Origin of the sequence: Desulfatibacillum alkenivorans DSM 16219 (assembly GCF_900142135.1) — a bacterium.
Taxonomy (GTDB): domain Bacteria; phylum Desulfobacterota; class Desulfobacteria; order Desulfobacterales; family Desulfatibacillaceae; genus Desulfatibacillum; species Desulfatibacillum alkenivorans.
In genome coordinates this window covers 1-25,879 of the sequence record NZ_FQZU01000036.1, presented here as the reverse complement: position 1 = coordinate 25,879, position 25,879 = coordinate 1, and the positions used below count along the sequence as shown (strand labels likewise).

Genomic DNA, 25,879 nt, shown 5'->3' with positions numbered 1-25,879 from the left:
CTGACAGGGTGTGTGCTAATATTTTAGAGTTACTCGTTAAGGAAATGGTACAGGAGCGGGGTGCAAATGAAAAACATCCTTTTGGTGGACGACGAAAACTCCCTGATTATGAGCATGGCTGACGGACTGGAGTCCCAGGGAGACCAGTTCAGAGTTTACACGGCCAATAACGGCAAGGAAGCCGTGGATACCCTGGAAACCAAGCCCGTGGATTTGGTTGTGACAGATCTTCGCATGCCGGAAATGGATGGTTTTGAACTTCTGGCCTATATTAACGACAACAGGCCGTCCACGCCCACCATTGTCATGAGCGCATTCGCCACGCCCCGCATAGAAGACAAGCTCAAGGAACTGGGCGCGCTCCAGGTGCTGTCCAAGCCTTTGGATTTCGAACGGCTGTCCGAAGCCATCAAGCAAGGCCTGGATCATGTGTTTCAGGGGGGCTCCCTGGCTGGAATTTCCGTGGGCAGCTTTCTGCAGTTGATGGAGGCGGAGCAAAAAACCTCGCTTTTGGAAGTGCTTTCGGAAGACAAGCAAAAAGGCTTTTTCTACCTGGACGAAGGCCAGCTTCACGATGCGGTCTGCGGAGACCTGCAAGGGGAAGAGGCCGCCATAGAAATGCTTACATGGAAAGGGGCGCAGATTCGTTTCAGGTCCCTTCCTGAGAAAAAACTGAAAAAAAATATCCATCAAGGCCTCATGAGCCTGCTTATGGAAGCCTCCCACCTGGAAGACGAACGGGCCGGCGCTGAAGCAGGGCCTCCCTCCGAATCTTTGGGCGAACCCGACGACCTCTCTTTGGAAAACGTGGGAGAGGACGGAGATGAAAGCGTTCTTGCGGACGATCTCTCGTTGGAAGAGGGATTGGGCGAGGGCGATGTGGTTTCCGGCGATTTGGGCGCGGACGACGTGGATTGGCTGGTGGAGGATCTTGCGCCTGACGAAGGCTCCACCGTGGTGGAAAAGGTTCCCGGCGCCGACGAAAAAGGCTTGTTCGGCGCGGACGATGAAGACGATGTCGTCGTGCAGGACGATGAAGACCCGGAAGGCGAATCAACCCAACAAATGGTTGTGGATGGGTTTGGCCTCGGCGGCGGTTCGGATGAGCCGGACGGCGCCCTGGAAGATGACAGCGATCTTTTCGATATAAACGACGCCGCCATTGACGACGATGACGGCGACCTGTTCGCCGCAGAAGGGGAAGACGATCTTTTTGTCGTGGATGACGGCGGTTCGGATGACGACCTGTTCGGCGAAAGCGAAGAAGGGGGATCGGGAGATCTTTTTTCCGTGGATGAAGAGCCCATCAAGGAAGATTTCGTCTTTGACGGGGCGGAGGACCCGGGGCCGGAGGCCAGTGCGCTGGCAGAAGAAGGCCCGGGAGATCTGTTTACCGTTGAAGAAGAGGCTGTGACAGTAGAAGGCATGTTTGATGAGGACGAAGAGCCCTCCGCCGACGGCGGCCTTTTTACCGTTGAAGACGCCTCTGAAGACGAACCGCTGCCTCTGGGGCTGGATGATGAAGACGCCGGAGATGACGGCCTTTTTACCGTTGAAGACGCCTCTGAAGACGAACCGCTGCCTCTGGACCTGGATGATGAAGACGCCGGAGACGGCGGCCTTTTTACCGTTGAAGACGCCTCTGAAGACGAACCGCTGCCTCTGGGGCTGGATGATGAAGACGCCGGAGATGACGGCCTTTTTACCGTTGAAGACGCCTCTGAAGACGAACCGCTGCCTCTGGACCTGGATGAGGAAGACGCCGGAGACGACGGCCTTTTTACGGTCGAGGACGCCTCAGAGGAAGAACTTCCATCCATGGATGCGATCGAGGAAGGCGACGACGATCTCATGGAATTGGAAGAGGCTTCGGAGGAAGGTGGGGCCATGGCGTTGGAGGCCGACGAAGACTCCGGTGAAGACTTTGTTTTGGAAGACGCGGATGGCTCTGACGACGGCCTGATGGATTTGGATGACTCTCTTTCTGAGCCGACTCAGGAAGAAGACGACCCAGATGAGCTTTTTGATTTGGACGACGAAGGCCTGGACGAGGCGGTCGACCTGGAAGGCGAAGGAAGTCCGGGCGGCGATGACGGGCTTTTTGATATAGACGAGGAATTGCCGGACGGAGATTTTTCCGAGCTGACAGCAGACGACGACTTGGATTTCGAAGACCTGCCCGGCTCGGGAGAGGAAGAACTTGGCGACGACGGCCTGCCCGACCTGGACATGGAGCTTCCGGATGAAGTCCCTCCGCCGCCTCCTATTATGAGCGCTCCGGCGCCCAGGCCTATCCCGCCCATGGCGAATAAATCCGAATCCGCTCAAGACGGGGCGCCCGCGCCCGCGCCTTCCGGCAAGCTCACTGAAGAGCAAATTGCCAAGCTCAACGAGGTGTTGAAGGGCATGGCGGACGAAATCGAGGGGGTTCGCGTTTGCGCAGTATCCGGCATGGACGGCATCGGCTTGGTGGATTATAATCCCAAGGGAGTGGACGTGCAGGCCTTTGGCGGCAAATTCGCCGTGGTGATGCAACTGATAGGAAAATCCGCCCAGGATTTGAATATCGGGCAATTCCAGGAGAACCTGGTGCAAACGGAAAACGCCTGGGTATTGACCCGCTTTTTGAATCCTGAGTATTATTTGGTGATTGCCGTTGGCCGTGAGTCCACCTTGGGGAATGTGCGCATGGTGGCCGGAAAATATTCCAAGGAATTGGATGAAATATTCCGTGCATAAGCCCCCAGGGAATAAATCCTTCTTGAATTTGTGTTTAAATGTGGTAAACATGCCTAAATGGGCGGCACGGGCCTTGTTTTGCCTGAAAACGGAAACCCTTAACGCGGCCGGGAAACAGGCGCCCTTGCCCAGGATGACAGGAGTCAACATTGCCTAATCATTTAAAAGGCATCCTGGAGAATATGGCTGACGAGTTGCCGGGCTTTGTGGCCTCCGCTGTGGTGTTGGCGGATGACGGCCTTTCCGTGGCCAAGTTGTCCAGGGATCCCTCAATCGATGCCGAGACCACGTCTGCGTACCTGGGGGTGATTGTCAAATCCAATTTGAAGGCCATCAAACTGCTGGCGGGAGATCAGGTGACGGATGACATCCTGATCACCACGGACCAGCATTATTTTTTAATAAGGCATATTGAAACCAAGCCCTGTTTTTTGTTTTTAATGGCCAAGCGCAATGAGTGGCTTGGCAGGGCCAGGCTGCTCATGAAAAAGTACGAGCAGGAAGTGATTGACGCTCTTGACAGAAAGGGCAAATACGCATGAGCCGCCCTGAGGAGCACATAGGGGCTTCGGATGACAACATAAAATCGATCGAATTGCTGGACCAGGCATACTCGGCGTTGCGGCATGAGCTTGCAAACTCGGTCAACTCGCTAAAGATTACGCTCCAGGTGCTGGCGGCGCAATACAACAGCTTTGATGAAGCCAAGCGCTCGGAGTACCTGGATAGAGCGCTGGGCCAGGTGGCCAGGCAGCAGCACTTTATCGAAAAGCTGCGCAGCTACTCTGCTCCGGAGCCGGAAAACAGGCCGGTTCCTTTACTGGTATTTTGGAGCGACTATCTTATTCCTGTCAGCGAGAGGCTGGCCAGGCTTAACATCGGCTTCAGTCAGGATTGCAGCGCCGGCGCCTGCATGGTGTCCGCCGATAAGGACGCGCTGACGCGCGTTCTCGACTGCCTGATTGACAACGCTGTTGACGCCCTGAAGGACGTGGACAGGCCCAAAATCACCTTGACTGCGCAAGCCAGGGAGGGCCGTTTGGTCATTTCCGTGGAGGACAACGGAAAAGGCGTCATGAACGAGCATCATAAGAAAATTTTGGTTCCATTGTTTTCCACAAAAGAAGGCGGGGACGGTTTGGGTCTTTCCACTTCATACCGCATTGTGGCGAAAATGGGAGGGGAACTGAGAGTCATAAGCGCTAAGGGCCAGGGCGCCACAGTGGAGGTCTGGTTAAACACTATGGATAGCTTTTAAAAGGACAAGGGTGAATGGAATACGGGTTTGGACAAAAGGAACTCGACAGGGTTGAGAGCATCCTGAAGGAAGAGCTCATCGACATCGGGGTGAATGTCACCTTGCTCATCGACATGGCCGGCAATATCATCGCGCGTTGCGACGACGGAAATTGTCAGCACGATCTTTACTCGCTGGCTGCGCTGGCCGCGGGGAACTTCGGCGCTGTCAACGCCATGGCCCAGATTGTCGGCGAGGAGAATTTTACGCTTCTCTTCCACAAAGGAGAATCGGAAAGCATCCACTTTTCCAAAGTGGAGGATGACTTTCTGCTCATTACCATTTTCGGGAATGACGTCTCGCTCGGTTTTTTAAGGCTCCGGGTGGAAGAGGTGGCAAAGAAAATCAAGGATTCGTTGCTTTATAAAACGATGCTCCTTGCCAATCTGCTGGATTCGGAGTCGGACGCAGATTAGGGCCTAACCTGATCTGGCGGGATGCGCTCTCCGTCCATGACGGATTTCCGGCGGGCCATCGAGCACAGACGCAAACTGGCAATGAGAGGGATCAGCATTGGCATTCATCAATCTGAAAAAGAAGGAAGTACAGGTTAAGATCGTTTACTACGGTCCTGGCAGGGGCGGAAAAACGACCAACCTGGAGTATATCTTCAAGAAGTTCCAGGAACGGATCAAGTCCGACATGGTCAGCATCAAGACCCACGGCGACCGAACCCTGTATTTTGACTTCTTTCCGTTTGATATCGGCAAAATCAAGGGATACGACATTAAGGTCAACCTCTACACCGTGCCTGGCCAGGTGAAATACAACGCCACCCGCCGGCTGGTGCTGCAAGGCGTGGACGGCGTGGTGTTTGTGGCCGACTCCATGGCGTTGCGCAGAGAGCATAACTTTTTGTCCTTGAAAAACCTTCAGGAGAACCTGGCGGCGTACAACAAGAATATCTTTAAAATTCCGCTGGTGTTGCAGTACAATAAACGCGATTTGGCCAAGCAAGGCATCCAGCTCTTAACCATCGAACGGATGGAAAAGGACCTCAACAGTAAACTCAAGGTTCCCAGTTTCGGCGCCAGCGCCATGACCGGTGAGAATGTTGTGCCTACCCTGAAAAAGATCATATCCATCGCCGTGGCGTCCCTGCACAAGGAACTCAAATAGGAGAAGGCCATTGACCACCAAAGAGGAAGAATTGATTGCGGCTGAAGCGGATGCTCGTTTGGATGAGTTTTTCTCGGAAGATGAGTGGGAAGCCGAAGTTGAAGACGAAGCCTTGGATCCTGCGGAAGAACTCGGCATCAAAGAGTTAAAAGCCCTGATTCTGTCCCTGGACTGGGAAATTACAGACGAGATCATGGCCAAGCTCAAGGGCGAGGTGGACCGGCTGAAATCCAGGTGGGAAGACGACCCCGTAGTTAAGACCTTTCTCTCCTTGTTGGATAATCTGGGAAAATACATTGCAAAGCGCAAGGCGGAAGCCCACCCCGACTCGGTCGGCCTGTTGCAAAACGCTTATAAAAACTTGGAAAAAGTCCTCAGCATGACGGGTATGGACCAGGAGTCCAGAAAGCAGATCGTCATGGAGGACGTGGCCAAGTTTAAAAAACTCCGGGAGGAGATTGCAGCCTCCAAAGCGCCCAAAGAGACCGGAGCGCCGCCTTCGGACTTTGATTTTGCCGAGGAAGCTCCGCCGCAGGCCGAGGCTGATGAGGGCGAGGGCTCCACCGCCGAGTCCATGGTCTCCGTGGAGTCGCCGGGACGGGAAGTCGCCGGCGGCGCTGCAGTGCCGGGCATGGGCACAGCTTCCATTTCAATGGATACGGGCGCTTTGGAAGTGGTTATGGAAAAGGTGGTCATTGCCATCGCTGAATTGACCGAGACCATTCGGACGGAATCGGAAGCCTTAAGAAAGGAAATTCAGGATTTAAAAAACCGGGACTAGCCCGGGTCAAGTTTTATCAAGGAGTTGCAGCATCCCATGGAAACCACCATTATTTTTTGTGAAGAATGCGGACATAAAAACGTCGTCCCCCTGGAGGCCTTGGAGGATAAGTCCAAGCCTATTAAATGCGAAGGCTGCCTGGACATCCTCAGGATCGTGAAAAAGGATGAGAGAAATCCTGAAGTCAAAGTGAAAAAAAGCGACAAGGACGACACGCTGTTTTAAGGCCCCATTTCGAATTCCGTATATATTCCGGGCGATAAACCCTCCTATTTTTCTTGTCATGCGGCCGCGTGTATGAGGCTAAATAATGTCAGAAAACCAGCGGGATTCAAGATCCCAGCAGCTTGGAATAATTAGTCAGTTCCTGCGCCTGGTCAATTCCACCAGAGGGGACCATGCGGTTTTTTCCACCATGGTGGAGGGCTCGGTGGAATTGCTTGAAGCCGAGGCCGGCGTCATCGCCCTTGTAGATCAGGAAGATCCCACACAACTCGCCTTTTATTATACTTCAGGAAAAGCCGCCGATGTGCTGCGTGGGGAGCGCTTTCCCTCCGGCCAGGGAATTATTGGCTGGGTTGTGGAGAATGATCTGCCGCTGGTCGTCAACGACGTAAAAAACGACCCCCGATTTTCCGGCGCAGCCGACAAACTCACTGGCTTTAGCACCCATTCCGCTGCCTGCGCCCCCATCAAAAGCCGCGGCCGCGTTATTGGCGCCATTGAAATCCTCAATAAAAAAAAGGGACTCTTTTCCGATACGGACAGGAACTTGCTAAGCATCCTGGTGGACATCGCCGCCCTGGGCTTTGAAAAGGCCCGCCCAATTCCCGCCCACAAAACGCAAAGCGCCCCTGAACCCCATTCCGCCAACGAAAAAAGGGACTTCAATCGGGAGCTTGAGGCTTTTCAAGCCTATCACGAAGCCGTACTTAAGAAGGTGGGGGAAGGCGTCATGGTGTTGGATGGGGAAGCGCAGGCGGTTTATGTGAACCGGACCTTCTTGTCCTTTTTACGAAAGAACAGAAAGGACGTGCTGGGAAAGAAATGCCATGAGATTTTCTTCCATAAGCCGGAAGCCTGTGAAGGGTGCATTAAAAACGAGATTATTGCTTCGGAGGTGAAGGACGAACCAGCTAAAAGGGCGTGCAAAAACCTCTCGGCGGGCGGCCGCATCATGTCCGTTCACGCCGATGCTCTAAGCAAAAATTCCGGAGAAAACCATGGGCTGATGCTCACTGCCAGGGACACCACCCTTTTGGACCGGCAGATGGGCCTTTTAAAGGCGGCGAACATTGTGTCCGGTCTGTGCTTTTCCGGCAAGTCCGCCTCCGGACAGGCTGATCTGATCCTGGCCGAGCTGGGGCAGGCGGCCGGCGCCTCCCGCTGTTACTGGTTTTCCAATGTAGCGGTGGAGAATAACAAGGTTTACGCCAGGCAGGTCGCCGAATGGTGCGCCTCGGGCTTTCCTTCCCAGGAGAAGGATTCCAAACTGGCCCGTGTGAAGTATCCCAAGCGCTGGCGGAAGAAGTTCGCCAAAGGATGGTTTGTTTCCGAGACCGAATCCAGCTCCCCTGATGACGCCATATTCCGGTTTAAAAGCGAAGATGTGCAGGCTATCCTGCTTATTCCGCTTTTTGTGGGCGGTAAATTTCAAGGTGTTATCGGCTTTGACAACTGCAAGTCCATGACGCCGTGGCGCGCTGCAGAGGCCAGCATCCTGAAATTCGCCGTAGACTCCTTCTCCCGCGGTCTGGAGCGGGAAAAGGAAACCCAGGAATGCCATGAGGCCTTAGGCCGGACCGCGGACGCCATCCTTGTGGAGCGCACGTCCCTGGAATCTTCGGCCGCCAAGAAATCCAAGCCCCCTGAAGAAGAAGTGGACGTGGACACCTGCCAATATGTATTTCGCGACAGGGTCGCTCTATCCCAGCGTATGGAGGTCATGGGGGAGATCGTCTCCGGCGTGACGCACAACTTCCGCAACGTGCTTTCAGGCATTACGGCCAACGTGCAATTAATGCAGATGAAGTACGGCGGCCTGGACGGCCTGGACCGCCAGACGGACGCCTTGCTGGATTTGGCCTCCATGGGCTCGGACCTTATCCGCAGCATCCTGCAATACTCTCGGCCTGACACCAATGGCGACAAGACCGTTTTTGACGTCACCCAATTGCTGCGGGAGATTTATCAGGTTGTCTCCAAGGTCTTCGACAAGCGCATCGTTACGCATCGCAGCCTGCCCGACCCGCTGGCTGTTTATGGAAACCGCTCCGAACTGGGGCAGGTTTTCATGAACCTGTGCACCAACGCCAGGGATGCCATGCCCAAAGGCGGCCAGCTTGACATTCAGGCCGTCAGCGCAGCGGACGGAGTGGAAATTACCATTTCCGATACGGGGCACGGCATGGACGCTGAAATGACCGGGGAAATTTTCAAGCCGTTTTTCACAACCAAGGAGCCGGGCAAAGGAACCGGTCTTGGTTTATCCACGTCGTACGCCATTGTTAAAGACCACGGCGGCGAAATTCACGTCAATTCCAAGGTGGGCGCAGGAACGGCCTTTACGGTTCTGCTGCCCCATACCTCGCAGATTCCTAAGGCGGCGCCCGAAGCTTGTCTTGAAACCATCACCGGCCAGGCGGAAAAAATTCTTGTGATTGACGACGACAAAACATTTCTTGAGCCTCTGGCTGATTTGCTGACAGCCACGGGATACACTCCCCGAGCGGTCAGTTCGGCCGTGAAGGGCTTGCAGGAATACTCCGAATGGAAGCCGGACGTCGTTCTATTGGATAGAAACATGCCCGATGCAAGCGGATGCGAGATGGTGGAGAATATTCTCGAGATCAATCCCGACGCTAAAATCATCATGATGTCCGGCTTTGACGACGCCGGCCCCGATGCGCTGGAAGATGGAGTTCGCCAAAAAATTTCCGGCTACCTGTCCAAGCCTATTGAAATCTCCGAGCTGACCCAGGCCATCAAAAAGGCCCTAGACGCCGGCCGCTAACAGAAATATTTACAACAAAACAATTTTGATTTTGAGGCGGCATGAGCCGCCTTATGTACTTATTGAGGGAGAAGCATGAGGCGCAAAGATAAAGAGATTGTTGATTTACAGGATATCGAGAGCATCATTGCCAAGGCGCAGGTTTGCAGGCTGGCCTTGTCCGACCAGGGTCAGCCTTATGTGATCCCCATGAGCTTCGGGTATTGTTCAGGAGTTTTTTATTTCCACAGCGCAAACCAGGGCAGGAAAATCGAAATACTGAGGAAAAACCCCCTGGTATGCGTGGAGCTGGACATCGGGGTTACGCCCGTTCCCGGCGACGGCCCTTGCGAATGGGGCATGCGCTTTCAAAGCGTGGCGGCCATGGGCGAAGCCGTGTTTATCGAGGACCTGGAGGAAAAAAAGAAGGCCCTGGACCTGATCATGGCCCGTTACACGGAAAGCTGGCCGCCTTTTCCCGAGGCTTCGCTTAAAAACACGACGGTTTTCGCCGTAAATACGCGGGAAATGACCGGGAAGCAGTCCGGCCAGCCAGGGTAATATCTTCCTCTGCTTAAAGTTTGGGAAAGGCCTTTAAAAACACCCTAATGCCCTTGTTCAGCATGAAGTTGTTCAGGGCTTTTTCGTCTATGGCTTCCACCTTGGGCAGCAGACGGTGCAGGGAGTCCAGGACGTACTTGCCGCCGTCCGTCAAGGTGGGCAGATCCTGGGCTACGGCCTCCATTTGATCCGCAAGGGCCGTTGCCATGCGGCCTGCATTTTTCAAAAGCCCCTTCATTTCCTCCGGCTCGTCCAGCAGATCGTCCGCCTTGCCGATCACCGAGGCGATGGCTTTGCTTTCACCCGCCACAGCGCCGGTTATGACGTTCAAGTTATCTATAAAAGGAGCGCTCATGAGGGCTTTCAGGCCGTCCGTATCGTCCAGCAGGTCGTCGGCCTTCACGATGATGGACTCGATCCTCTGGCTGTTGGAGGCAACGGTGCGGGCAATGGTGGAAAGGTCGTCGAACAGGGTGCTTTTGGTCAGCGCCTTGATGCCCTCCGTATCTTCCAGGATGTCGTCCGCTTTGGTTAACAGGGAGCTGATTTTGTCCCTATTCCGGACCGCCATATCGGTAATGCCGACCAGGTTTTCCAGCAGCGGCTCCACCGACGAAGCCAGGGCCGCGAGGGATTTCTCGCCTTTTCTGATGATGCTGTCCAGTTCGTCCCGGTTGTCTGTAACTAGGCGCTCCCCTTCCTCCGCCATGGAAGTTCCTCTTTCCAGCAGCGCGACCACATTGTCCTTGTTATCGGCGACGGCTTTCAGCAGGGCGCTGAGATCCTCCACAACCCCCACTTCCACCAGGTTTTTCAGGGAAGCCTGCAACTTGTCCACCACTTTGGCCATGCTCAATCCCCGGGCCAGGGAGGAGGCTTTGGAGGGTTTGGGCGTTTTTTCGCCTTTGGGAGTTTTGGACGCCCTGGGAACTTTTCTTTTTTTGTCTTCCATGAGGACCTCATCAATGCGAAGTAATTGATATGCGCTTCAACTCCGGCGCCGCGAGCGAACGCAGAGCGTGCAAGACGATAAAAAGCGATGATCGGCGAAATGCGCGAGGTTATACCAAGGCGCCGCCTTTGATGAAGCAATGTGAAGCAATCTGTTGCAATACCGCCTGAAACGACGGCGTTTGTATATTCTGCGCCACCCCCGGCGCAGCGAAAGTTTTGATGCCGGCGGCTCTTTACAAGGCCGTTCAGGCCGCCTTCATCCACTATACAACCGACTCAAGACATGCTTTGGGATCAAAGCTGCTCCGGGACAAACGGTTGACCAGGGTCAGTGCGAATTGCTTGAAGAAAAGCAGCTGAATCTTGGCCGGCGCTCTGTCCAGAAGGGCTCCGTTGATTTTCATCAGGATGCAGTCGCCTTCCGAAATAACAGAGGCGCTCCGGGGCCTTCCTCCAATATAAGCCATTTCGCCGAAGCACTCCCCAACCCCGATGATTGCTACTTTATTTCCCCTGCGGACCACCTTGGCGGCCCCGGAAAGAACAATGTAAAAGCTATCGTCGATCTCGCCTTCCTCAACAATGCATTCGCCGTCTTTCACCTGAACCATCTCACTGGCGCGCATAAGTTCGCGAACATGAATTTTGGAAAACTCGGCGAAAAACGAAACGCTTTGCACATACTCAATGACGTCATTGTTTTTGGCCAGTTTCGCCGGGGCGCTCAGGCCGCGGAGGGCGACTTTAAGCTCAAAGGCGAACTCTTCGCAGGAGGAGTAGCGGTACAGCTTGTCCTTGGCCATTGCCTTGCTGACAATTTTTTCCAAAATAGGCGGCAGTTCAGGATTCAGGGTGCGAATCCCTACCGGCTTTTCATTGATCACCTTGTACATGATGGAAAAAAAGCTGTCCCCATCAAAGGCCTTTTGCCCTGTAAGCAGTTCATAAAGCACGCACCCAAGGGCGTATATATCGCTTTGAGGGCAGCACGTTTCGTCCTTCAACTGCTCGGGAGACATGTAACTGGGCGTTCCCGCCTGCTCCAAGGGGGCGGTTTCCTCCGTGACCACGGCAATGCCGAAGTCGCTGATTTTCGGAGTCTTTGTATCTTCCATGATGATATTGGAAGGTTTCAGGTCCCGGTGCACAATCCCTTTTTCATGGGCGAACCCTATGGCGCGTACGACTTTGTAGATGCACTCCACGGCGTTGGCCAGGGGCATCAGGCTGTCCGGCCTGCAATACTCAGAAAGCTGGGGGCCGTCTACATACTCCATGGCTATGTAGCAATAATCCCTGGCAAGGCCGGCGTCATACACAGCCACTATGTTCGGGTGAGTCATCCTGCCGGTGGATTGGATTTCCTTGAAAAACTTGTCGCTTACTCCGGAGGACGCCAGGGGCGCCAGTTTGAGAGCCACCAGCCTTTTGATGTAGGGATCTCGTCCCAAAAAAACCAAACTGGCGCCGCCTTGGCCCAGTTTGCGCACAATCTCATAACGTCCGACTTTGGAAAGGTCGGACAAGGCCAAAAGCCGTTCTTCCATGCTGTTGGTAGACATAAATAGATCCAGTGTTTTGCAAGAAGCCCAACCAAAAGCGCCCGAGTCGCCCGCATAAAGCAGGGGCGTTTCGGGCGCAGATAATCAAAAAATATTTGGGTTCAAAAAACCGGCTTTTTATTTTTTGCTCTTTCCGGCCAGAAACTGCATCTTGGCGGAGCCCACTTCTATGGTGTCAAAATCGTTAAGTTTTACAGTATCTTTCACAACTTCACCGTTGACTTTGGGTTTAACCCGGCCGCCGACGAAGGCAATGAAATAGCCGTTGGGCCGTTGGCTGATCGTAGCCGCCGTCTGTCCCATGAGCAGCCCGCCCACCACAATGTCGTTGGCAGCAGCCTTGCCGATTTTAAACAGTTTTTTGCTCAAAGGAATTTCGCCTTCTCCGCCGGACAGATACGAAAGCATGGCTGTGGCCGGGGCGGCGGCGGATTCAGCCGGAGCGCTTTTGGCGACCATCTGCCGGTGATCGCTGGTGTCCATGACCATGGTTTTATCCATATCGCCGCCGGCGCCTTCGGGAACCTTGGCGGCGCCTTCCTGGTCAGTGAACAACAGGGTGTGCTTTCCAACGGTCACAACATCCCCGTGCTTAAGCCAATGCGAGGTAATCATCTGGGCATTGACAAAGGTATGGTTTTTACTTTGCAGGTCGGTCAGCAGGTATCCGTCTCCTACGGAGTCCAGTTTGGCGTGATGCCCGCTGACAGCAAGGTTTTCCACCACCACATTGTTGTCGCTCAATCTGCCGATGGTGAGGCTTTGCCCTGTTTTGACGGGATATTCGGCGATGATATTGTCCTTGAACTTCAGCGTCAAAGTCGGCATTTTTCTGTACCCTCTTTATTATTGTTTATCTATTGGGGCTGGCGAACCCCCTTCAGGCAAAGCCTGATACATAATTCCCGTTTAGCTACCGCCTGAAGAAATTGGTCACCATGGACAAAATGCCGTTGCCATGCTTGACCTTTTTGATTTTCAGGACGATGACCGTAATATTGTCTTCTCCGCCCCGGTCGTTTGCCATATCCACCAGGAAAGAGCATGCTGCGTCTGCTTTATGAGTTGTGACGACTTCCAGGATTTCCCGGTCGTTGACCTTGTTGGTAAGGCCGTCCGATCCGACTACCAGAATATCCCCGCCGAAGCACTGGATTTCGGAGACAGAGGGCTCCACGTCTGCATGAACGCCCATGGCCCGGGTGAGCATGTGCTCAAACTTGCCGTCAAGCTGATCGGCGGCTTCCGGGTCTATGGCTCTTTGTTCGTCCATGACCGTATGAGGCACGGAGATGGTTTCTATTTGACCGTCGTGAATAAGATATATGGGGCTGTCCCCCACGTTGACGGCTACAAAGGTGTCCTGGGTCAGGTAGATTCCGCTGACCGTGGACCCCATGCCGCGGTATTCCTTCTTTTGGGTGGAGACTTCGTAAACAACCTGGTTGGCCAGGAACACCGAAGACAAAAGGCGGTTGGCTTCCATGGAGTAGGCGGGTTCATGAATCGCCATATCCTCCCGGTCGTTTCCGGCGTTGGCGGCTCTGCGAACATAGTCGGCCATGGTGTCTACAACCATTCGGCTGGCCACTTCCCCGGCAAGGTGTCCCCCCATTCCGTCGGCAACAACGTACAAGCCTAACGCGTCGTCCAGAAAAAGGCTGTCTTCATTGCCTTTTCGCTTCTGGCCCACGTCAGTTTTGCCGGCTGACTCCACTACCAAGCTCATATATTCATTTCCGCCTTCCTGGGCTGCGCCTTTTTTGCGTCTGATATCCCAACAATATGGATAGTGTACTATACTTGATTTTCCCTGTTTATTCAACAAGACTCAGGAAAAAAACACAAAATTCGGGCGTCTACGCCCCTCCTTCCTTCTTTTGGGCCGCCATGGCGTCTATTCTCTGCCCAAGTTGACGAAGGTGGGATGCCATCTGTCCGGCTTTTTGATAGCGCTTATCCCGATCCTTTTCCAGGGCCTTGTTAATGATCGCCGCCAAGGGCTTGGGAATCTTGGGGTTGAACTGCCTGGGGTCGGGATGGGCGACATTCATAATCTGGTGCATCAATGCCGCCACGGAATCGCCGTGAAAGGGCAGTTTGCCCGTGAGCAGTTGATAGGTCATAACGCCCACGGAAAAGATGTCGGACCTGCCGTCCACCTTTTGTCCAGCGATTTGCTCGGGACTCATATAGTAAGGCGTGCCTTTGACAACGCCCGTCTGGGTCTGGGACGTGGCCGTGATGCGGGCGATGCCGAAGTCCGTAATTTTACACACGCCGGTTTTTAAAAGCATGATGTTTGCGGGCTTGATGTCCCGATGGACGATGCCCTTGGAGTGGGCGTAGTCCAACGCGTCGCAGATGTCAGCCATGTGGCCGATGACCTTGCGCATGGGCAGGAGTTTGTCCGGCTTGATATGGTCCTCCAGGTCCCCGCCTTCCAAAAACTCCATGGCGATGTAGGCCAGATCCTGCTCCTCGCCCGCATCGTATATGGTCACGATATTGGGGTGGGACAAGGTGCCTGCGCTTTCCGCCTCCCGGAAGAACTTTTCCTTCATCTTTGCGGCTTCCTCTTCCTGGAAATCGTCGGAGAAGCGGACGGTCTTAATAGCCGTGGTGCGGTTGATCCGGGGATCCTTGCCCAGGTACACGATGCCCATGGCGCCCTTGCCGAGCATCTTGCTGACTTCGTAACGGCCCAAAGTGGGTTTGGTGTCCGAGCCTTCGGAGATCAGGGTGTCGCTTACCCCGCCGCCTCCCAAAATGCCGGGACCGAATACCATGGTTTCGCTGGCCTGCATGAGCTTGGTTTTTCTTTGGGCGACGTCTTTAAACTTCTGGTCATGCTCTTCAATGTATTCATACACGCTGGCGGCCTTGTTGAACTGTCTTTTGCGCTCAAAGTCCAGGGCCAGGTTGTACAAAAGGTCTTTGACTTCGTCGTCCACGGGAACCCGCCGGAATTTGTCAAAGGCCATGTCCAGCATGCCCTGGTTCTGGAAGGAAAGGCCCAGCATGCGGTTGGTTTCGGCGGACTCGCCCTTGGCTTTTTCCATGCCGGTTTCACTGACAAAGTACTGGATGGTCACCGCGCCGATATAGCTGAGAATCAGCTGGATGATGGCGTACATGACCGGCATCCACACGCCGCTGGCCGTCAACATGTAAAAGCTGCCGCCGGCAAGGCCGAAAAGAAGCACGATAAAGATGAGCGCGGCGAACAGGGCTTTGATCCTGGGCAGCACCAGGGCGCTGAGCAAGCCGATGACCAGGATGAACGCCAACTGGGCCGTGCCCGTCCAGGGCGGCTGTTGAATAAAGTCATTATTCAGCATGGTCCAGATGGAGTTGGCGGAAAATTCGCCGGGAGTCATATCCCCTGTGGGCGTGGATAAAAGGTCCGTAATGCCGGGGGCCGTGATGGTCAGGATGACCAGTTTGTTTTTAAACACGGCGGGTTTGACCGAGCCGTTGGCGACTTCAAAAAACGAGTAGGACTGGAACGCTCCCGGGGGGCCCTTGTAGCTGACCATGATGGAGCCGTCGGCCAGGGTGGGTATTTCGCGTCCTTTGATCCTGAGGCCGTAGCCCAAAGCCGCCGTGGCCTCGTCCTGGCCTGCGCCAAGGTAATGCCAAAGCAGGCTGACCGTATAGGAGGGGATGGGCAGCACTTCGTTCACCCCGCCGCCGTTAAAGTAAAGGACTTCCCGCCGAACCACTCCGTCCGGGTCCGGGCTGACGTTGATATGGCCAATGCCTATGCAGGCGTAAAGAAATTGGTCTATGGGAAGAATGATTTCCGAAGCGGGGTAAGGGACCAGGGTTCCGTCGGGAATTTCCAGGGACAGGGCCAGAGGATACAGCGCCTCATTAGGCTCATCAGGAGGCGGAACCGCGTCGGACATGGAATAGTAGACGGGCAGCACCACATTCCCGGCCATATCCATGGCTGAAGCCAAGGCGCCGTCAAAATCCAGAGCCTGCTGGGCCTCGTTCATGGACTGCATGAAAACGCCGGCCCTTTCCTGAAGCTCCGGGTCTTGCACGTCCCCGAAGGCCGTGGAGAACATCTCTTTGAGAGCTTCCAATATTTCAACGCTGTCCGTTGTCTGGGCTTCGGACAAAATAACATTCAGGCCGATAACCTTGGGCTGGCCCTGGCCGATAATGTCAATGCCCTCGGCCAGGATCGTCCGGGGCCAGGGCCAGCGGCCGAGCCGCTTGATGGATTCTTCGTCAACCTCCACCAGGACCACGTCGCTGGGCGCTTCAAAATCGCCGCGAATATTCATGGCAATGTCGTACAACTTATTGTCCAGAGCGTCTAAAAACTCCACGCGTACAGCGTTAAGAACAAAAAAAAGCAGCATGATGAAAAGACCGAGAAAAACAGCGGGGTGCTTTCTAAGGACGCCCATTAGTATAATTCCTCCGGATTAAGCGCACAAAAACAGCATTCTGGGCTGAACAGCGTTGAGTGTTTAACTTCACATTTTCGCCAATTGGGTTGTTCTGGACGTAAGTACGTAAGTTTACCCTGAAAAATTTCATGAGTCAAGCATTTGGGGCCGGAAGATTGTCCTGAACTCCTTTATATCTTTGCTTGAAGTCAGGGATTGTCAGCGCAGGACGGAAATACCGAAGCCCAAAGGCTTGTCATTCCACTATCCTGATGATATATTGCATCAGTACGTTCTATACCATCCTGGAGGAAAATTTCATGCAAAAACCGAGGGTTATTCTAAGGTCCTGCGCCGACTACAATCGGGATCTTATGGGGGGGATTATAAAGGAAACCGTGCAGGAACTGGGCTTTCGGTTTCAGGGCAAGGTCTTTATAAAACCTAATGTGGTGACAGCTAACAAAAAATATATCCACAATTCTTTCACGCATCCCCAGCTGGCGGCGGCCATGGCCGAAGTAATCCGCAAGGATCAGCCGGAAAGCCTGGTGATTGGAGAATCCGGGGGATTCGGAATTCCCTCCCGCTTGTTTTTTAAAGAGTCCGGCTATTTTGACATGGCGAAAAAGGAAGGAATAACCCTGCTGGACCTGAACGAGCATCCGCTCATTAAGACAAAGCTCTCCAAAGCCAAATGGCATAAGGAGATGCTGCTTTCCAAATACATCGCCGAGGCGGACGTCAAAGTCTGGATGCCCAAGCTCAAGTACCATATTTTTGCGTCCATCACCCACGCATTAAAGCTGAACATCGGCCTGCTGGTCCACAAGGAGCGGATGCTTTATCACGACCACCGCATTCACGAAAAAATCGTGGACCTTCTGGAACCCGGATACCCGGACCTAGTAGTCGGGGACGCCATTGACATTACTTACGGCTTTGAATCCGCCCCTTATCCGGTGAGGCTGGGCCTGCTGATTTTTGCGGACAACCCCCTGGCGGCCGACGTGGTCGCCGCTCACATTATGGGCTACGACCCCCATGACGTGGTGCACCTGAAAATCGCTGAGGAACGCGGCTACGGCTCCTTGAATATTGACGATATCGATGTTTCGGGCGACGCGGATTTGGAAGAACTCAAGGCCCGGCCCAAGGGCAGGAACAGCCTGTTCCAGGTTCTTAGCGAACTGGATACGCCCATCAAGTTTTACTCCGGTAACGCCTGGGACACGGGCATGCTCTGCGACGGCGGCTGCGAAGGCGGTTTGAAAGGATGCCTGGGAACCATCGAAAAGCGCACCCCCGGCAGCTTGAAACAGGCAAAACCCGGCGCCATTGTGTGCGGGGTGTATGAGGGCGACGTGATCGTCCCGGACGGCCCGGTCATGCTTATTGGCTCCTGCGCCAAGGTGACGGGCAAGCTGGAGGCGCAAAAGGTATACAGGATCAAAGGCTGCCCCATAGGAGTCCGGGATCTTATGATCAAGGTCCCTTACGTGTTTAAGCTGCCGAGCCCCATGTTCGACCCGCGGGACGCGGTGCTGTTCATCTGGAACTCTATCGTGAAGGGCTTTCAAATCTTTAAAAACCGGGTGCTGGGGAAAGCCTAGGGACTAAGATTGAGGGATTGACGGTTGTCAAATCAATGACATTGAGACGAATATTTGACGCCTGTCCGGGCGGCCCCGGACAGGCGTTTTGGGTCTGTCAGCTTGCCAGACGCTCCAGGTTGGCTCTGGCAAAATCAATGGAGGGATCCAGGGCCAAAGCCTGCTTGTAGTATTGGATGGCCATTTCCGTTTCGCCCATATCCCTGTAATTGGAAGCGATATTGGCGTAGTCGATGGCCGAGCCCGGATCCAGGTCTATGACTTTCTGAAAGCTGGCGATGGCTTCTTCGTGCCGCCTGAGGCTGAAATAGCAAAAGCCCATAAGGTTGTGACAGTCCGTGCGGTCCGGGTCCATGGCTTCGGCTTTTTTCAGGATGCCGAGAGCTTCTTGATAGCGGCCCATGTCCTTTAAGGCGACTCCCATATAAACCAGGATGCTGGGGGCGTCTTCAGGCTCCGGGTCGAACTCCATGGCCTTTTTAAAGCAGGTCAGGGCGGTTTCCGGATCGTCCAGGGCCATGTATTGCACGCCGATATTAAAAATCAAATAATACCGGCCGGGCAGGGCGGCGTCCATGTTCAGCAGCCAGGACATGGCCTCGTGGGGCGGTTCGTTTTCCGAGATGAGCTTTGAGAGGAACAGGCCCACCCGGTTGCGTTTGGCCCTTTCCCTGAAATGAGCGCCGGGAATAATGCTGTAAAAAGCCGGGATGCCCAGGCCGGGATGGGTGGTCTCAATGGCTATGACCTCCATGTTCTTGGGCTCCAGGGCCGCAGCCAGGGCCTCCACTTCCAGGCGGATATTGTCGTTGGACAGGTCGGGCATGTCCTGAATTCGGGTTTCCAGGCCGGATTTTAGGATAAAATCAAGTTCTTCCAGAGATTTCGGCTTGGGCAGGCCGCTGGCAAGGTAGTTGGCGCCGGAGTTGAAATCCCCGGCCAGCTGCGCCACTTCGGTAATGGCGCGGCACAGGGCCTTTTGCGGGTTGGGCGCGGTTCCGGCGGTCCAGACTATTTCGCTGCTTTCGCCCATGGTTGCCGGATCGTAGGCCAAAGCCCCGACCGTGGGAATTCCCATGTCCAGCGTCAGGTCCACAAGGAATAGCTCCACCCCGTTATCATCGAATTTCCGGATAAGCTCCAGGGCCATGGGATCCGTAATGCTGTCCCTGCGGATCAGGGGGCATGGAATGGATTCCCTGGAAACCCGGGCGCAAACATGGCGCTCCACCACTTCGCTGATTCCCTGGCACAAGGCCTCTTCCGTCACGTTGCCGGCCGAAGTTCCATTGAACTCGTTGATGGAGAAAAACCAGTCAAAGGGAACCATCACCTGCTGGCCGGTGGTGAGATTGGCGCCCAGGCACCATCTTTGGGGATAGCGGGAGAACAGCCCCAGGGCCTTTTCCAGATCCTCGGAGTCGTCATTGACGGACTGGGCGATTAAATGGGGTGCCATGGCCCGGCCCCGCAGGTTCAACTGGGTGTCCACCACAAAATTGCCCGGATTGTTGGAAAAAGCATATAAGCTGAAGCGTTCGGCCAACTCCATGACCGCGCTGGCTTCGGCCTGGGCCGGGTTTCCCCCCTTGCCCATTTGCTTCCGGTTTCCGGTGAGCGCCCGGGCGTCGCCGCCGCACATGCTCATAAAAACCGGGATGTCCAGGCGGCCGTTGTCCACGCGCACGGTTTTCTCCAGGATGTCCAGGTCCACCTGGGCTAGCCTTTCCCGGAATCGTTCCAACGTTTCCTCCGGCGTGATGACCTTGTCCTGATCTTGGTTTTGCGTCTTGATAGCGTCTTTAAGTTCTATTTTTGGCATGTCTTTCAACTTCTTCGGACCGCTTGGCCGCAGGGTGCGGCATTAAACAATCCCTTTATTAAGGTTGCCGGTTTTATATCCTGACAGATCCAGGCTTACATAAGAAAAACCCAAGCCTTCCAACTCCTTTAAAAGGGCCTGGCGGAGCGGCTTGAGCAAAATTCTTTCAAAGTCTTCCTCATCCACTTCAATGCGGGCGATTTCGCCGTGATGGCGCACCCGAAACTGCTTGAATCCCTGGCTGCGTAAAAAATCCTCGGCCTTTTCAATGGCCGCCAGTTTTTCCGCAGTCACTTCGCTGCCGTAAGGAATCCGGGAGGCAAGGCAAGCCATGGACGGCTTGTCCCAGGTTTTCAGCCCAAGAACTTTGGAGGCGTCCCTGATTTCCTGCTTAGTCATTCCCGCGTCCGCCAGGGGAGATAAAACGCCCAACTCCCGGGCGGCCTGGAGGCCGGGGCGGTAATCCGAATAGTCGTCCGTGTTCGCTCCGTGGGCGACTTTAGCAAGCCCCAGCGATTTTGCAAGCTCCATCAGAGCCCGCATATGAAGTCCTTTGCAAATATAGCACCGGTTTTTTGGGTTGGCCCTGAATTCCCGGGACTCCATCTCGCCTGCTTTAATAATATGATGTTTGATTCCAAGCTGTTGCGCAAGAAGGGCGGCTTCCTGTTTTTCGCACTGCGGAAGCAGGGGCGAGTCCACCGTGCCTGCGGCGGTTTTGTTTCCCAGGGCCTGTTGGGCCAGGGCTAAGAGCAGACTGGAATCCACGCCGCCGGAAAAAGCCACGAGCACGGACTTTTGGGCGGCCAGCATGTCCCGGACTTGCTGCACCTTGGATTCCAGATTCGGGGGCATGGGGCTATGGGGTTTTGCGGCTTCCATAAATATTATAATAAGCTCAGGGCTTTTCCCGATCCTGGCCGGCCACGAACCGTTGGGCGCCTGACACGGTTTCTCCGCTTCGAATCACGTTCAGGCCCATTTGAAATTCCATTTCCATGGCTTTGTCAAAATCCATGTTAAAGCCTTTTAGCAGGGCCATGCGGTCGCTTCGCATGCAAGTCTGGGGAAATTTGGAAATGCGCGCGGCCAACTCCTCGGCCGCCTGACGGGATGATCCCGGGCCGACCACCCGGTTGGCCAAACCCATGGCGAACGCCTCTTCCGCCCCGATGCTGCGTCCGGTAAGCACCATGTCCAAAGCCCGGCTCTGGCCTATCAAACGGGCCAGGCGCTGGGTTCCCCCGTCTATCAAGGGCACTCCGTACCTGCGGCAATACACGCCGAATACGGCGTCCGACTCCATCACGCGCAAATCGCACCACAGGGCCAGTTCCAGACCGCCGGCCACGGCGTAGCCGGAAACCGCTGCAATGACCGGCTTGGACAACAGCATGCGGCTGGGGCCCATGGGGCCGTCCTGGTTCATGTCTTCGTTCAACTGATGCAGCCGCCCCCCCTCCGGGTCCGCCACCGCCGATAGGTCCGCGCCCGAGCAAAAGGTCCCGTCCGCGCCGCACAATACGGCCACGCTGGCGGAGTCGTCTGCGTCGAATTCTCGAAATGCGTCTGCAAGAAGTTGGGCGGTGGGGCCGTCCACGGCGTTTTTTTTGTCAGGCCGGTTGATGACTACCGTAAAGACCGGTCCGTTTTTTTCTACAAGCACCTGCATAAAGGTTCTCCTTGTTATGGTAAAAAACGATCCGCATCGGGACGTTTGTCGGACGCCCCGGAGATCAGGTAAAGTATCACGGGCGGTTTAAGGGCGCAAGAGACTTCCTGCAGCCTGAATTATGTATACCACCTTGTGGTAGTGCCGGGCGCATTTTACTTGGCTGGAAGCCGTATATATGGCATAGATAAGATCAGCAAGCATATGGCATGGGTATGCTTCAAATCGATCGAGCGCTTGGATCCGAGCTTTTAACGTTCAGGAGCAGCCATGTATTTTCCCGTTGCAGATATTAACGTCCATCCCCTGGTCCCGCCCCTGGTGGCGTTCGCCGTGTCCTTTTTCACCTCCATGGGCGGGGTGTCAGGCGCATTCATGCTCCTTCCCTTTCAAGTGAGCGTGCTGGGGTACTCGTCCCCGTCCGTCAGCGCTACAAACCAACTGTTTAACATTGTCGCCATCCCGGGAGGGATTTACCGGTTCATCAGGGAGCAGCGCATGCTTTGGCCTCTGGCCTGGGCCGTGGTGATCGGCACGCTTCCCGGCGTGTTTATCGGCGCCTGGGTCCGGGTGCAATGGCTTCCTGATCCCAAAAATTTCAAGTTTTTCGCCGGAATAGTGCTTTTATATCTTGGATATCGCCTGGTATTGGACGTGTTCAAGGGAAGCAAGGGCAAGGGCATGGCGGCTAATGCAGAAAATCGCCCCTCCGTGGGACAGGCGAAATTCTCCATGTCCACCATCTCCTTTGAATTTGACCAGGACTCCTATTCCGTATCCACCCTCAAAATTTATCTGCTGTGCTTTATTGTCGGGATTATCGGGGGCATATACGGCATCGGCGGAGGCTCCATTATCGCGCCGTTCATGGTGGCCATATTCGGCTTGCCCGTCTACACGGTGGCCGGTGCGGCGCTTATGGGCACCTTCGCCACGTCCATTGCGGGAGTCGCCTTTTACAGCTTTCTGGCAAGATACTATCCAGGCGTTTCCGTCGCCCCGGACATTGGCCTGGGGCTGTTGTTCGGCCTGGGAGGCCTGGCCGGCATCTATATGGGCGCCCGCTGCCAGAAGTATTTTGCTCCAAGAACCATTAAAATGGTTCTGTGCTTTTGCGTGTTGTTCGTCGCCGGAAAGTACATTTTGAATTTCTTTTTCTGATCCATTCTTAGTACACGGCTGATTTCGAATTTTCTTGCATTCCAGCAGCCGTTGCATTATCCTTTTTTATACCAACCGTAGAATAAAGGCCTCGAACGGAGGAATGTCCATGCAATACGACGCCATCATCGTCGGAACGGGGCCGGGCGGCGCTTCCACGGCCCGGGGACTCAGCGCCAAAGGCGCCAGGGTGCTCATGCTGGAATGGGGAGGCGGGGAGCCTTTTAACGGCTCCCAGGTTCAGAGCCTTTCCATGATCGGCGCGCCCGGGAAGAACGTCTTTGTCACGCCCCAGGGATTGATCGTCGGCCGGGCGACCACCGTGGGGGGCAGCACGTCCTTGTATTGCGCCACTGCGTTCGACCCTCCTGTTGCAATGCTTGAACGGTACGGAGTGGACGTCTCCCAAGAGGCGGCGGAGGTCCTTGACGATATTCCCTGCGCTCCCTTGAAAGACTCCCTGACGGGAGAAGGCGTCCGGCGTTTGACCGACTCGGCCCGCTCCCTGGGATACGATTGGAAGAAAATCCGCAAGTTCATCTATCAGGATAAATGCCGCCTGGATTGCTACAAGTGCTATACAGGCTGCCCCTACGGCGCCAAATGGACCGCGCGCAATTTCGCCCACGATGCGGTTGGCAACGGCGCCCAACTGCTGGATCGCGCCCGGGTTCGCCGGGTGATCGTCAAAAACGGCCGGGCCGAAGGCGTCGTCTTCCGGCATAAGGGCCGGGAGCGCAAGATTTCTGCGCCCATGGTGGTTTTGGGCGCCGGAGGCTTGGGAACGCCTATCATTCTCCGCCGCTCGGGCATAAAAGAGGCGGGCTTCGACTTTTTCGTGGATCCCCTGGTGATGGCCTTTGGCGTGACCGGGGATTCCGTGGGCGGCGGCGAGGTTCCCATGACCGCGGGCGTGCATTTTGAGGACGAGGGAATCATGCTGACCGACCTTTCCGTGCATCCCTCGGTGTACATGGGCTTTACAGCCCAAATGATGCGGTTCGATCAGGTTTTGGCCCATAAAAAGGTGTTGGGCATTATGGTGAAAATCCGGGACGACTTGGGCGGCCGTCTGACGGACCGGGGCGGGGTCATGAAAAACCTGGGCAAAGCGGATTGGGGGCGTTTAAGAAAGGGGTACGGGATCGCAAAAAAGATCCTGAAAGGGGCGGGCGCCGTGGATTGCTTCAAAACCTGGTACATCGCCGGACATCCCGGCGGCACGGCCAAGATAGGAGACGTGGTGGACGCCAACCTCATGACCCGCATAGAAAACCTGTTCGTGTGCGATTGCTCGGTCATCCCCGAAGCCTGGGGCGTGCCGCCTTCCTACACCCTGGCCAGCCTGGGCAAACGCCTGGCCGCGCATATTGCCGCCAAATGAAGATCAGCTGTAATTCAGCGAGGAGGAAGCCAGCCCGCGCCATGTAAATCCAAAAAAAAGGACGCTGGGTCCCCGCTTGCGGCCGATCCCAAAAAGCGGATCGACCTTGCGGGGATGACAGTTGATCGGGCAGCCCCGGCAGAGCAGTACCCTGCCGGTGTCGCATAGCGACATGTTGTTCTTCGAAAAAGGCGATTAAGTTCGCTTTTTAGCGAGAGGTTTACCAAAAAATAATATATGATTTTGAATAGTTAAAAAGTTATTGATTTATTAAGGGACGTCCCCTTGAATACCAAAAAATAATATATGATTTTGAATAGTTAAAAAGTTATTGATTTATTAAGGGACGTCCCCTTGAATACGTTAGCGAGAGGTTTACCAAAAAATAATATATGATTTTGAATAGTTAAAAAGTTATTGATTTATTAAGGGACGTCCCCTTGAATACCAAAAAATAATATATGATTTTGAATAGTTAAAAAGTTATTGATTTATTAAGGGACGTCCCCTTGAATACGGCTGAAGGGACTTTAATAAAGTCTTATGGATACAAGCCTAATTCCACCTGGACCACAAATCCCCTTTTCATGGTCCGGGATTCGGAGTATTATTATTACCAAAACGATCATCTGGGAACGCCCCAGAAGCTCATCGCCTCCAACGGCGCCGTGGTTTGGTCAGCAGTCTACCATGCATTCGGCGAAGCCGAGGTGGAAATAGGCTCTACCATCGAAAATAATCTACGGTTTCCCGGGCAGTATTTTGAAGCTGAAACGGGGCTTCATTATAACCTTTTCCGTTATTACGACCCAGAAACAGGGCATTATCTGAAAACGGATCCGATTGGGATAGAGGGAGGTCTTAATCTTTATTCCTATGCCTCAAAAAATCCGATTGGTTTGGTTGATCCTTATGGGCTTTTGAATGTTACAAAAACTGCGGTAGGTATTATAAATTTTGTGAGAGGAGTGAAAGCTGGTTGCGAGGGGGTCGCTGACATATCGATAGGTGTTGTGTCAGCAGGTGCTGGTTTGGGTTGGCCTCTCTCGATGTTTCAGACCCTTGCTGCGGGATATAATTTAGGACTTAAAATGCCTGGCTTAACGATAAGAGGCACGCAACAGATTACTGAAGGTTGGTGTGAAGCAGATGGTGAAGTCTCCTTGGGACATATAAAGAATTTGATGGGGTTGTTGCCTCTGGGGCAGGACATTGATGATCCTGATGAAACAATAGCAGAAGCATTTAAGAAGAAGCGAGATCAGGTTACGGATGCTCTAGAAACCATCAAAACTAAACCTGTTGAAGGCCTAAAAAAACTTTGGGAGTATGCTATTGATTGGGTAATGTGATATGAAGATATTATTGGATGCCATGAAAGTTCGAAAACAGAATGAGGGCAAGATATTTCTTGCCAACTTAATCATAATAGTATCAATAATGTGTATGTCTTATGTAAGTATAGACATTATACATTCACTATTAAAAACATATGCAATTCTATATGCTATTTTTTGTATTTATATTTTATACGCACGATTGAAAATTTGCTATTGGGTATTTTGGCCTGTGTTTGTTCATAACCTTGCATTCATGGCTGTTGAATTAGATGAAGTTGGATTTACATATTTTTTCCCTGTTTATTTGCTAAATTTTGGTTTTTCAATCATCTTAGGATTACGCGCTACATCTCTGAGAAATTCTCGGGGACGTCCCTGACTGAAATTCTCGGGGACGTCCCTGACTAATCCACTAACTTTATATCATTTTGAAATAATTTGTAAACTCCTTCATTGTAAGACTTATTTAACATAGT

The 25,879-nt window shown here is 53.9% G+C and carries 21 protein-coding genes; 13 read left to right on the top strand and 8 right to left on the bottom strand.

The genetic code is table 11. The features are described 5' to 3' along the window. Positions 1-66 precede the first annotated feature (66 nt). From BUE18_RS21505 to BUE18_RS21465, 9 genes are all read left to right on the top strand, one after another. Entirely contained in the window at positions 67-2,739 is a 2,673-nt protein-coding gene (locus BUE18_RS21505; RefSeq protein WP_073478239.1) for a response regulator, read from the top strand. A 149-nt stretch (positions 2,740-2,888) separates the two neighbouring features. Continuing rightward, positions 2,889-3,281 (top strand): roadblock/LC7 domain-containing protein, encoded by a 393-nt coding sequence (locus BUE18_RS21500; protein ID WP_015947255.1) that lies wholly within the window; start codon positions 2,889-2,891, stop codon positions 3,279-3,281. Continuing rightward, a complete protein-coding gene (locus tag BUE18_RS21495; protein WP_073478238.1) occupies positions 3,278-3,997 on the top strand; it encodes a sensor histidine kinase in 720 nt (239 codons plus the stop codon). The genes BUE18_RS21500 and BUE18_RS21495 overlap by 4 nt, the downstream gene beginning before the upstream one ends. 14 nt (positions 3,998-4,011) lie before the next feature. Beyond that, positions 4,012-4,452, top strand: a complete 441-nt coding sequence (locus BUE18_RS21490) for a roadblock/LC7 domain-containing protein (RefSeq protein WP_015947253.1) — start codon at positions 4,012-4,014, stop codon at positions 4,450-4,452. Between the two features lie 97 nt (positions 4,453-4,549). After that, positions 4,550-5,155, top strand: a complete 606-nt coding sequence (locus BUE18_RS21485; protein ID WP_015947252.1) for a GTP-binding protein — start codon at positions 4,550-4,552, stop codon at positions 5,153-5,155. 10 nt (positions 5,156-5,165) lie between these two features. After that, positions 5,166-5,936 (top strand): hypothetical protein, encoded by a 771-nt coding sequence (locus BUE18_RS21480; RefSeq protein WP_073478237.1) that lies wholly within the window; start codon positions 5,166-5,168, stop codon positions 5,934-5,936. Between the two features lie 36 nt (positions 5,937-5,972). Further along, positions 5,973-6,161 carry a hypothetical protein gene (locus tag BUE18_RS21475; protein WP_073478236.1) on the top strand — a complete coding sequence of 63 codons (189 nt, stop codon included), beginning with the start codon at positions 5,973-5,975 and terminating at the stop codon, positions 6,159-6,161. Positions 6,162-6,246: 85 nt separating this feature from the next. Beyond that, positions 6,247-8,949 (top strand): ATP-binding protein, encoded by a 2,703-nt coding sequence (locus BUE18_RS21470; protein WP_073478235.1) that lies wholly within the window; start codon positions 6,247-6,249, stop codon positions 8,947-8,949. A gap of 75 nt (positions 8,950-9,024) precedes the next feature. Next, positions 9,025-9,489 carry a pyridoxamine 5'-phosphate oxidase family protein gene (locus tag BUE18_RS21465; RefSeq protein ID WP_073478234.1) on the top strand — a complete coding sequence of 155 codons (465 nt, stop codon included), beginning with the start codon at positions 9,025-9,027 and terminating at the stop codon, positions 9,487-9,489. A 13-nt stretch (positions 9,490-9,502) separates the two neighbouring features. On the opposite strand, the gene BUE18_RS21460 is transcribed toward BUE18_RS21465, so the two are convergent. The 5 genes from BUE18_RS21460 to BUE18_RS21440 all read right to left on the bottom strand — a co-directional run bounded on the left by BUE18_RS21460 (position 9,503) and on the right by BUE18_RS21440 (position 16,429). Further along, complete coding sequence (locus BUE18_RS21460) at positions 9,503-10,441, bottom strand: hypothetical protein (protein WP_073478233.1); 939 nt, start codon at positions 10,439-10,441, stop codon at positions 9,503-9,505. Between the two features lie 265 nt (positions 10,442-10,706). After that, positions 10,707-12,005 carry a serine/threonine-protein kinase gene (locus BUE18_RS21455; RefSeq protein WP_073478232.1) on the bottom strand — a complete coding sequence of 433 codons (1,299 nt, stop codon included), beginning with the start codon at positions 12,003-12,005 and terminating at the stop codon, positions 10,707-10,709. Between the two features lie 117 nt (positions 12,006-12,122). Then, entirely contained in the window at positions 12,123-12,833 is a 711-nt protein-coding gene (locus tag BUE18_RS21450) for an FHA domain-containing protein (RefSeq protein WP_073478231.1), read from the bottom strand. 85 nt (positions 12,834-12,918) lie between these two features. Continuing rightward, complete coding sequence (locus tag BUE18_RS21445) at positions 12,919-13,734, bottom strand: PP2C family protein-serine/threonine phosphatase (RefSeq protein ID WP_073478230.1); 816 nt, start codon at positions 13,732-13,734, stop codon at positions 12,919-12,921. A 130-nt stretch (positions 13,735-13,864) separates the two neighbouring features. After that, complete coding sequence (locus BUE18_RS21440; RefSeq protein ID WP_073478229.1) at positions 13,865-16,429, bottom strand: CHASE2 domain-containing serine/threonine-protein kinase; 2,565 nt, start codon at positions 16,427-16,429, stop codon at positions 13,865-13,867. A 302-nt stretch (positions 16,430-16,731) separates the two neighbouring features. Between BUE18_RS21440 and BUE18_RS21435 the strand changes: the two genes are divergently transcribed. Further along, entirely contained in the window at positions 16,732-18,024 is a 1,293-nt protein-coding gene (locus tag BUE18_RS21435) for a DUF362 domain-containing protein (protein WP_073478228.1), read from the top strand. Between the two features lie 97 nt (positions 18,025-18,121). On the opposite strand, the gene BUE18_RS21430 is transcribed toward BUE18_RS21435, so the two are convergent. Genes BUE18_RS21430 through BUE18_RS21420 form a run of 3 tightly spaced genes read right to left on the bottom strand, consistent with a single transcriptional unit; the run spans position 18,122 to position 21,518 of the window. Next, positions 18,122-19,846 carry a YcaO-like family protein gene (locus BUE18_RS21430; RefSeq protein ID WP_073478227.1) on the bottom strand — a complete coding sequence of 575 codons (1,725 nt, stop codon included), beginning with the start codon at positions 19,844-19,846 and terminating at the stop codon, positions 18,122-18,124. A 42-nt stretch (positions 19,847-19,888) separates the two neighbouring features. After that, positions 19,889-20,728, bottom strand: a complete 840-nt coding sequence (gene larE, locus BUE18_RS21425; RefSeq protein WP_083611208.1) for an ATP-dependent sacrificial sulfur transferase LarE — start codon at positions 20,726-20,728, stop codon at positions 19,889-19,891. A 16-nt stretch (positions 20,729-20,744) separates the two neighbouring features. After that, complete coding sequence (locus BUE18_RS21420; protein ID WP_073478225.1) at positions 20,745-21,518, bottom strand: crotonase/enoyl-CoA hydratase family protein; 774 nt, start codon at positions 21,516-21,518, stop codon at positions 20,745-20,747. A gap of 270 nt (positions 21,519-21,788) precedes the next feature. On the opposite strand from BUE18_RS21420, the gene BUE18_RS21415 reads away from it, so the two are divergent. The 3 genes from BUE18_RS21415 (at position 21,789) to BUE18_RS21405 (ending at position 25,415) form a co-directional block, all read left to right on the top strand. Then, entirely contained in the window at positions 21,789-22,679 is an 891-nt protein-coding gene (locus BUE18_RS21415; protein ID WP_073478224.1) for a sulfite exporter TauE/SafE family protein, read from the top strand. 109 nt (positions 22,680-22,788) lie between these two features. Next, positions 22,789-24,063 (top strand): GMC family oxidoreductase N-terminal domain-containing protein, encoded by a 1,275-nt coding sequence (locus BUE18_RS21410; RefSeq protein WP_083611207.1) that lies wholly within the window; start codon positions 22,789-22,791, stop codon positions 24,061-24,063. A gap of 509 nt (positions 24,064-24,572) precedes the next feature. Continuing rightward, a complete protein-coding gene (locus BUE18_RS21405; protein WP_073478222.1) occupies positions 24,573-25,415 on the top strand; it encodes an RHS repeat domain-containing protein in 843 nt (280 codons plus the stop codon). Positions 25,416-25,879: the final 464 nt, after the last annotated feature.

Excerpts from the sequence above, each read along its gene's own strand:
- BUE18_RS21505 (WP_073478239.1), top strand. The coding sequence starts at position 67 with ATGAAAAACATCCTTTTGGTGGACGACGAAAACTCCCTGATTATGAGC.
- BUE18_RS21495 (WP_073478238.1), top strand. The coding sequence starts at position 3,278 with ATGAGCCGCCCTGAGGAGCACATAGGGGCTTCGGATGACAACATAAAA.
- BUE18_RS21490 (WP_015947253.1), top strand. The coding sequence starts at position 4,012 with ATGGAATACGGGTTTGGACAAAAGGAACTCGACAGGGTTGAGAGCATC.
- BUE18_RS21475 (WP_073478236.1), top strand. The coding sequence starts at position 5,973 with ATGGAAACCACCATTATTTTTTGTGAAGAATGCGGACATAAAAACGTC.
- BUE18_RS21470 (WP_073478235.1), top strand. The coding sequence starts at position 6,247 with ATGTCAGAAAACCAGCGGGATTCAAGATCCCAGCAGCTTGGAATAATT.
- BUE18_RS21465 (WP_073478234.1), top strand. The coding sequence starts at position 9,025 with ATGAGGCGCAAAGATAAAGAGATTGTTGATTTACAGGATATCGAGAGC.
- BUE18_RS21460 (WP_073478233.1), bottom strand. The coding sequence starts at position 10,441 with ATGGAAGACAAAAAAAGAAAAGTTCCCAGGGCGTCCAAAACTCCCAAA.
- BUE18_RS21455 (WP_073478232.1), bottom strand. The coding sequence starts at position 12,005 with ATGTCTACCAACAGCATGGAAGAACGGCTTTTGGCCTTGTCCGACCTT.
- BUE18_RS21450 (WP_073478231.1), bottom strand. The coding sequence starts at position 12,833 with ATGCCGACTTTGACGCTGAAGTTCAAGGACAATATCATCGCCGAATAT.
- BUE18_RS21445 (WP_073478230.1), bottom strand. The coding sequence starts at position 13,734 with ATGAGCTTGGTAGTGGAGTCAGCCGGCAAAACTGACGTGGGCCAGAAG.
- BUE18_RS21440 (WP_073478229.1), bottom strand. The coding sequence starts at position 16,429 with ATGGGCGTCCTTAGAAAGCACCCCGCTGTTTTTCTCGGTCTTTTCATC.
- BUE18_RS21435 (WP_073478228.1), top strand. The coding sequence starts at position 16,732 with ATGCAAAAACCGAGGGTTATTCTAAGGTCCTGCGCCGACTACAATCGG.
- BUE18_RS21430 (WP_073478227.1), bottom strand. The coding sequence starts at position 19,846 with ATGCCAAAAATAGAACTTAAAGACGCTATCAAGACGCAAAACCAAGAT.
- larE (WP_083611208.1), bottom strand. The coding sequence starts at position 20,728 with ATGGAAGCCGCAAAACCCCATAGCCCCATGCCCCCGAATCTGGAATCC.
- BUE18_RS21420 (WP_073478225.1), bottom strand. The coding sequence starts at position 21,518 with ATGCAGGTGCTTGTAGAAAAAAACGGACCGGTCTTTACGGTAGTCATC.
- BUE18_RS21415 (WP_073478224.1), top strand. The coding sequence starts at position 21,789 with ATGTATTTTCCCGTTGCAGATATTAACGTCCATCCCCTGGTCCCGCCC.
- BUE18_RS21410 (WP_083611207.1), top strand. The coding sequence starts at position 22,789 with ATGCAATACGACGCCATCATCGTCGGAACGGGGCCGGGCGGCGCTTCC.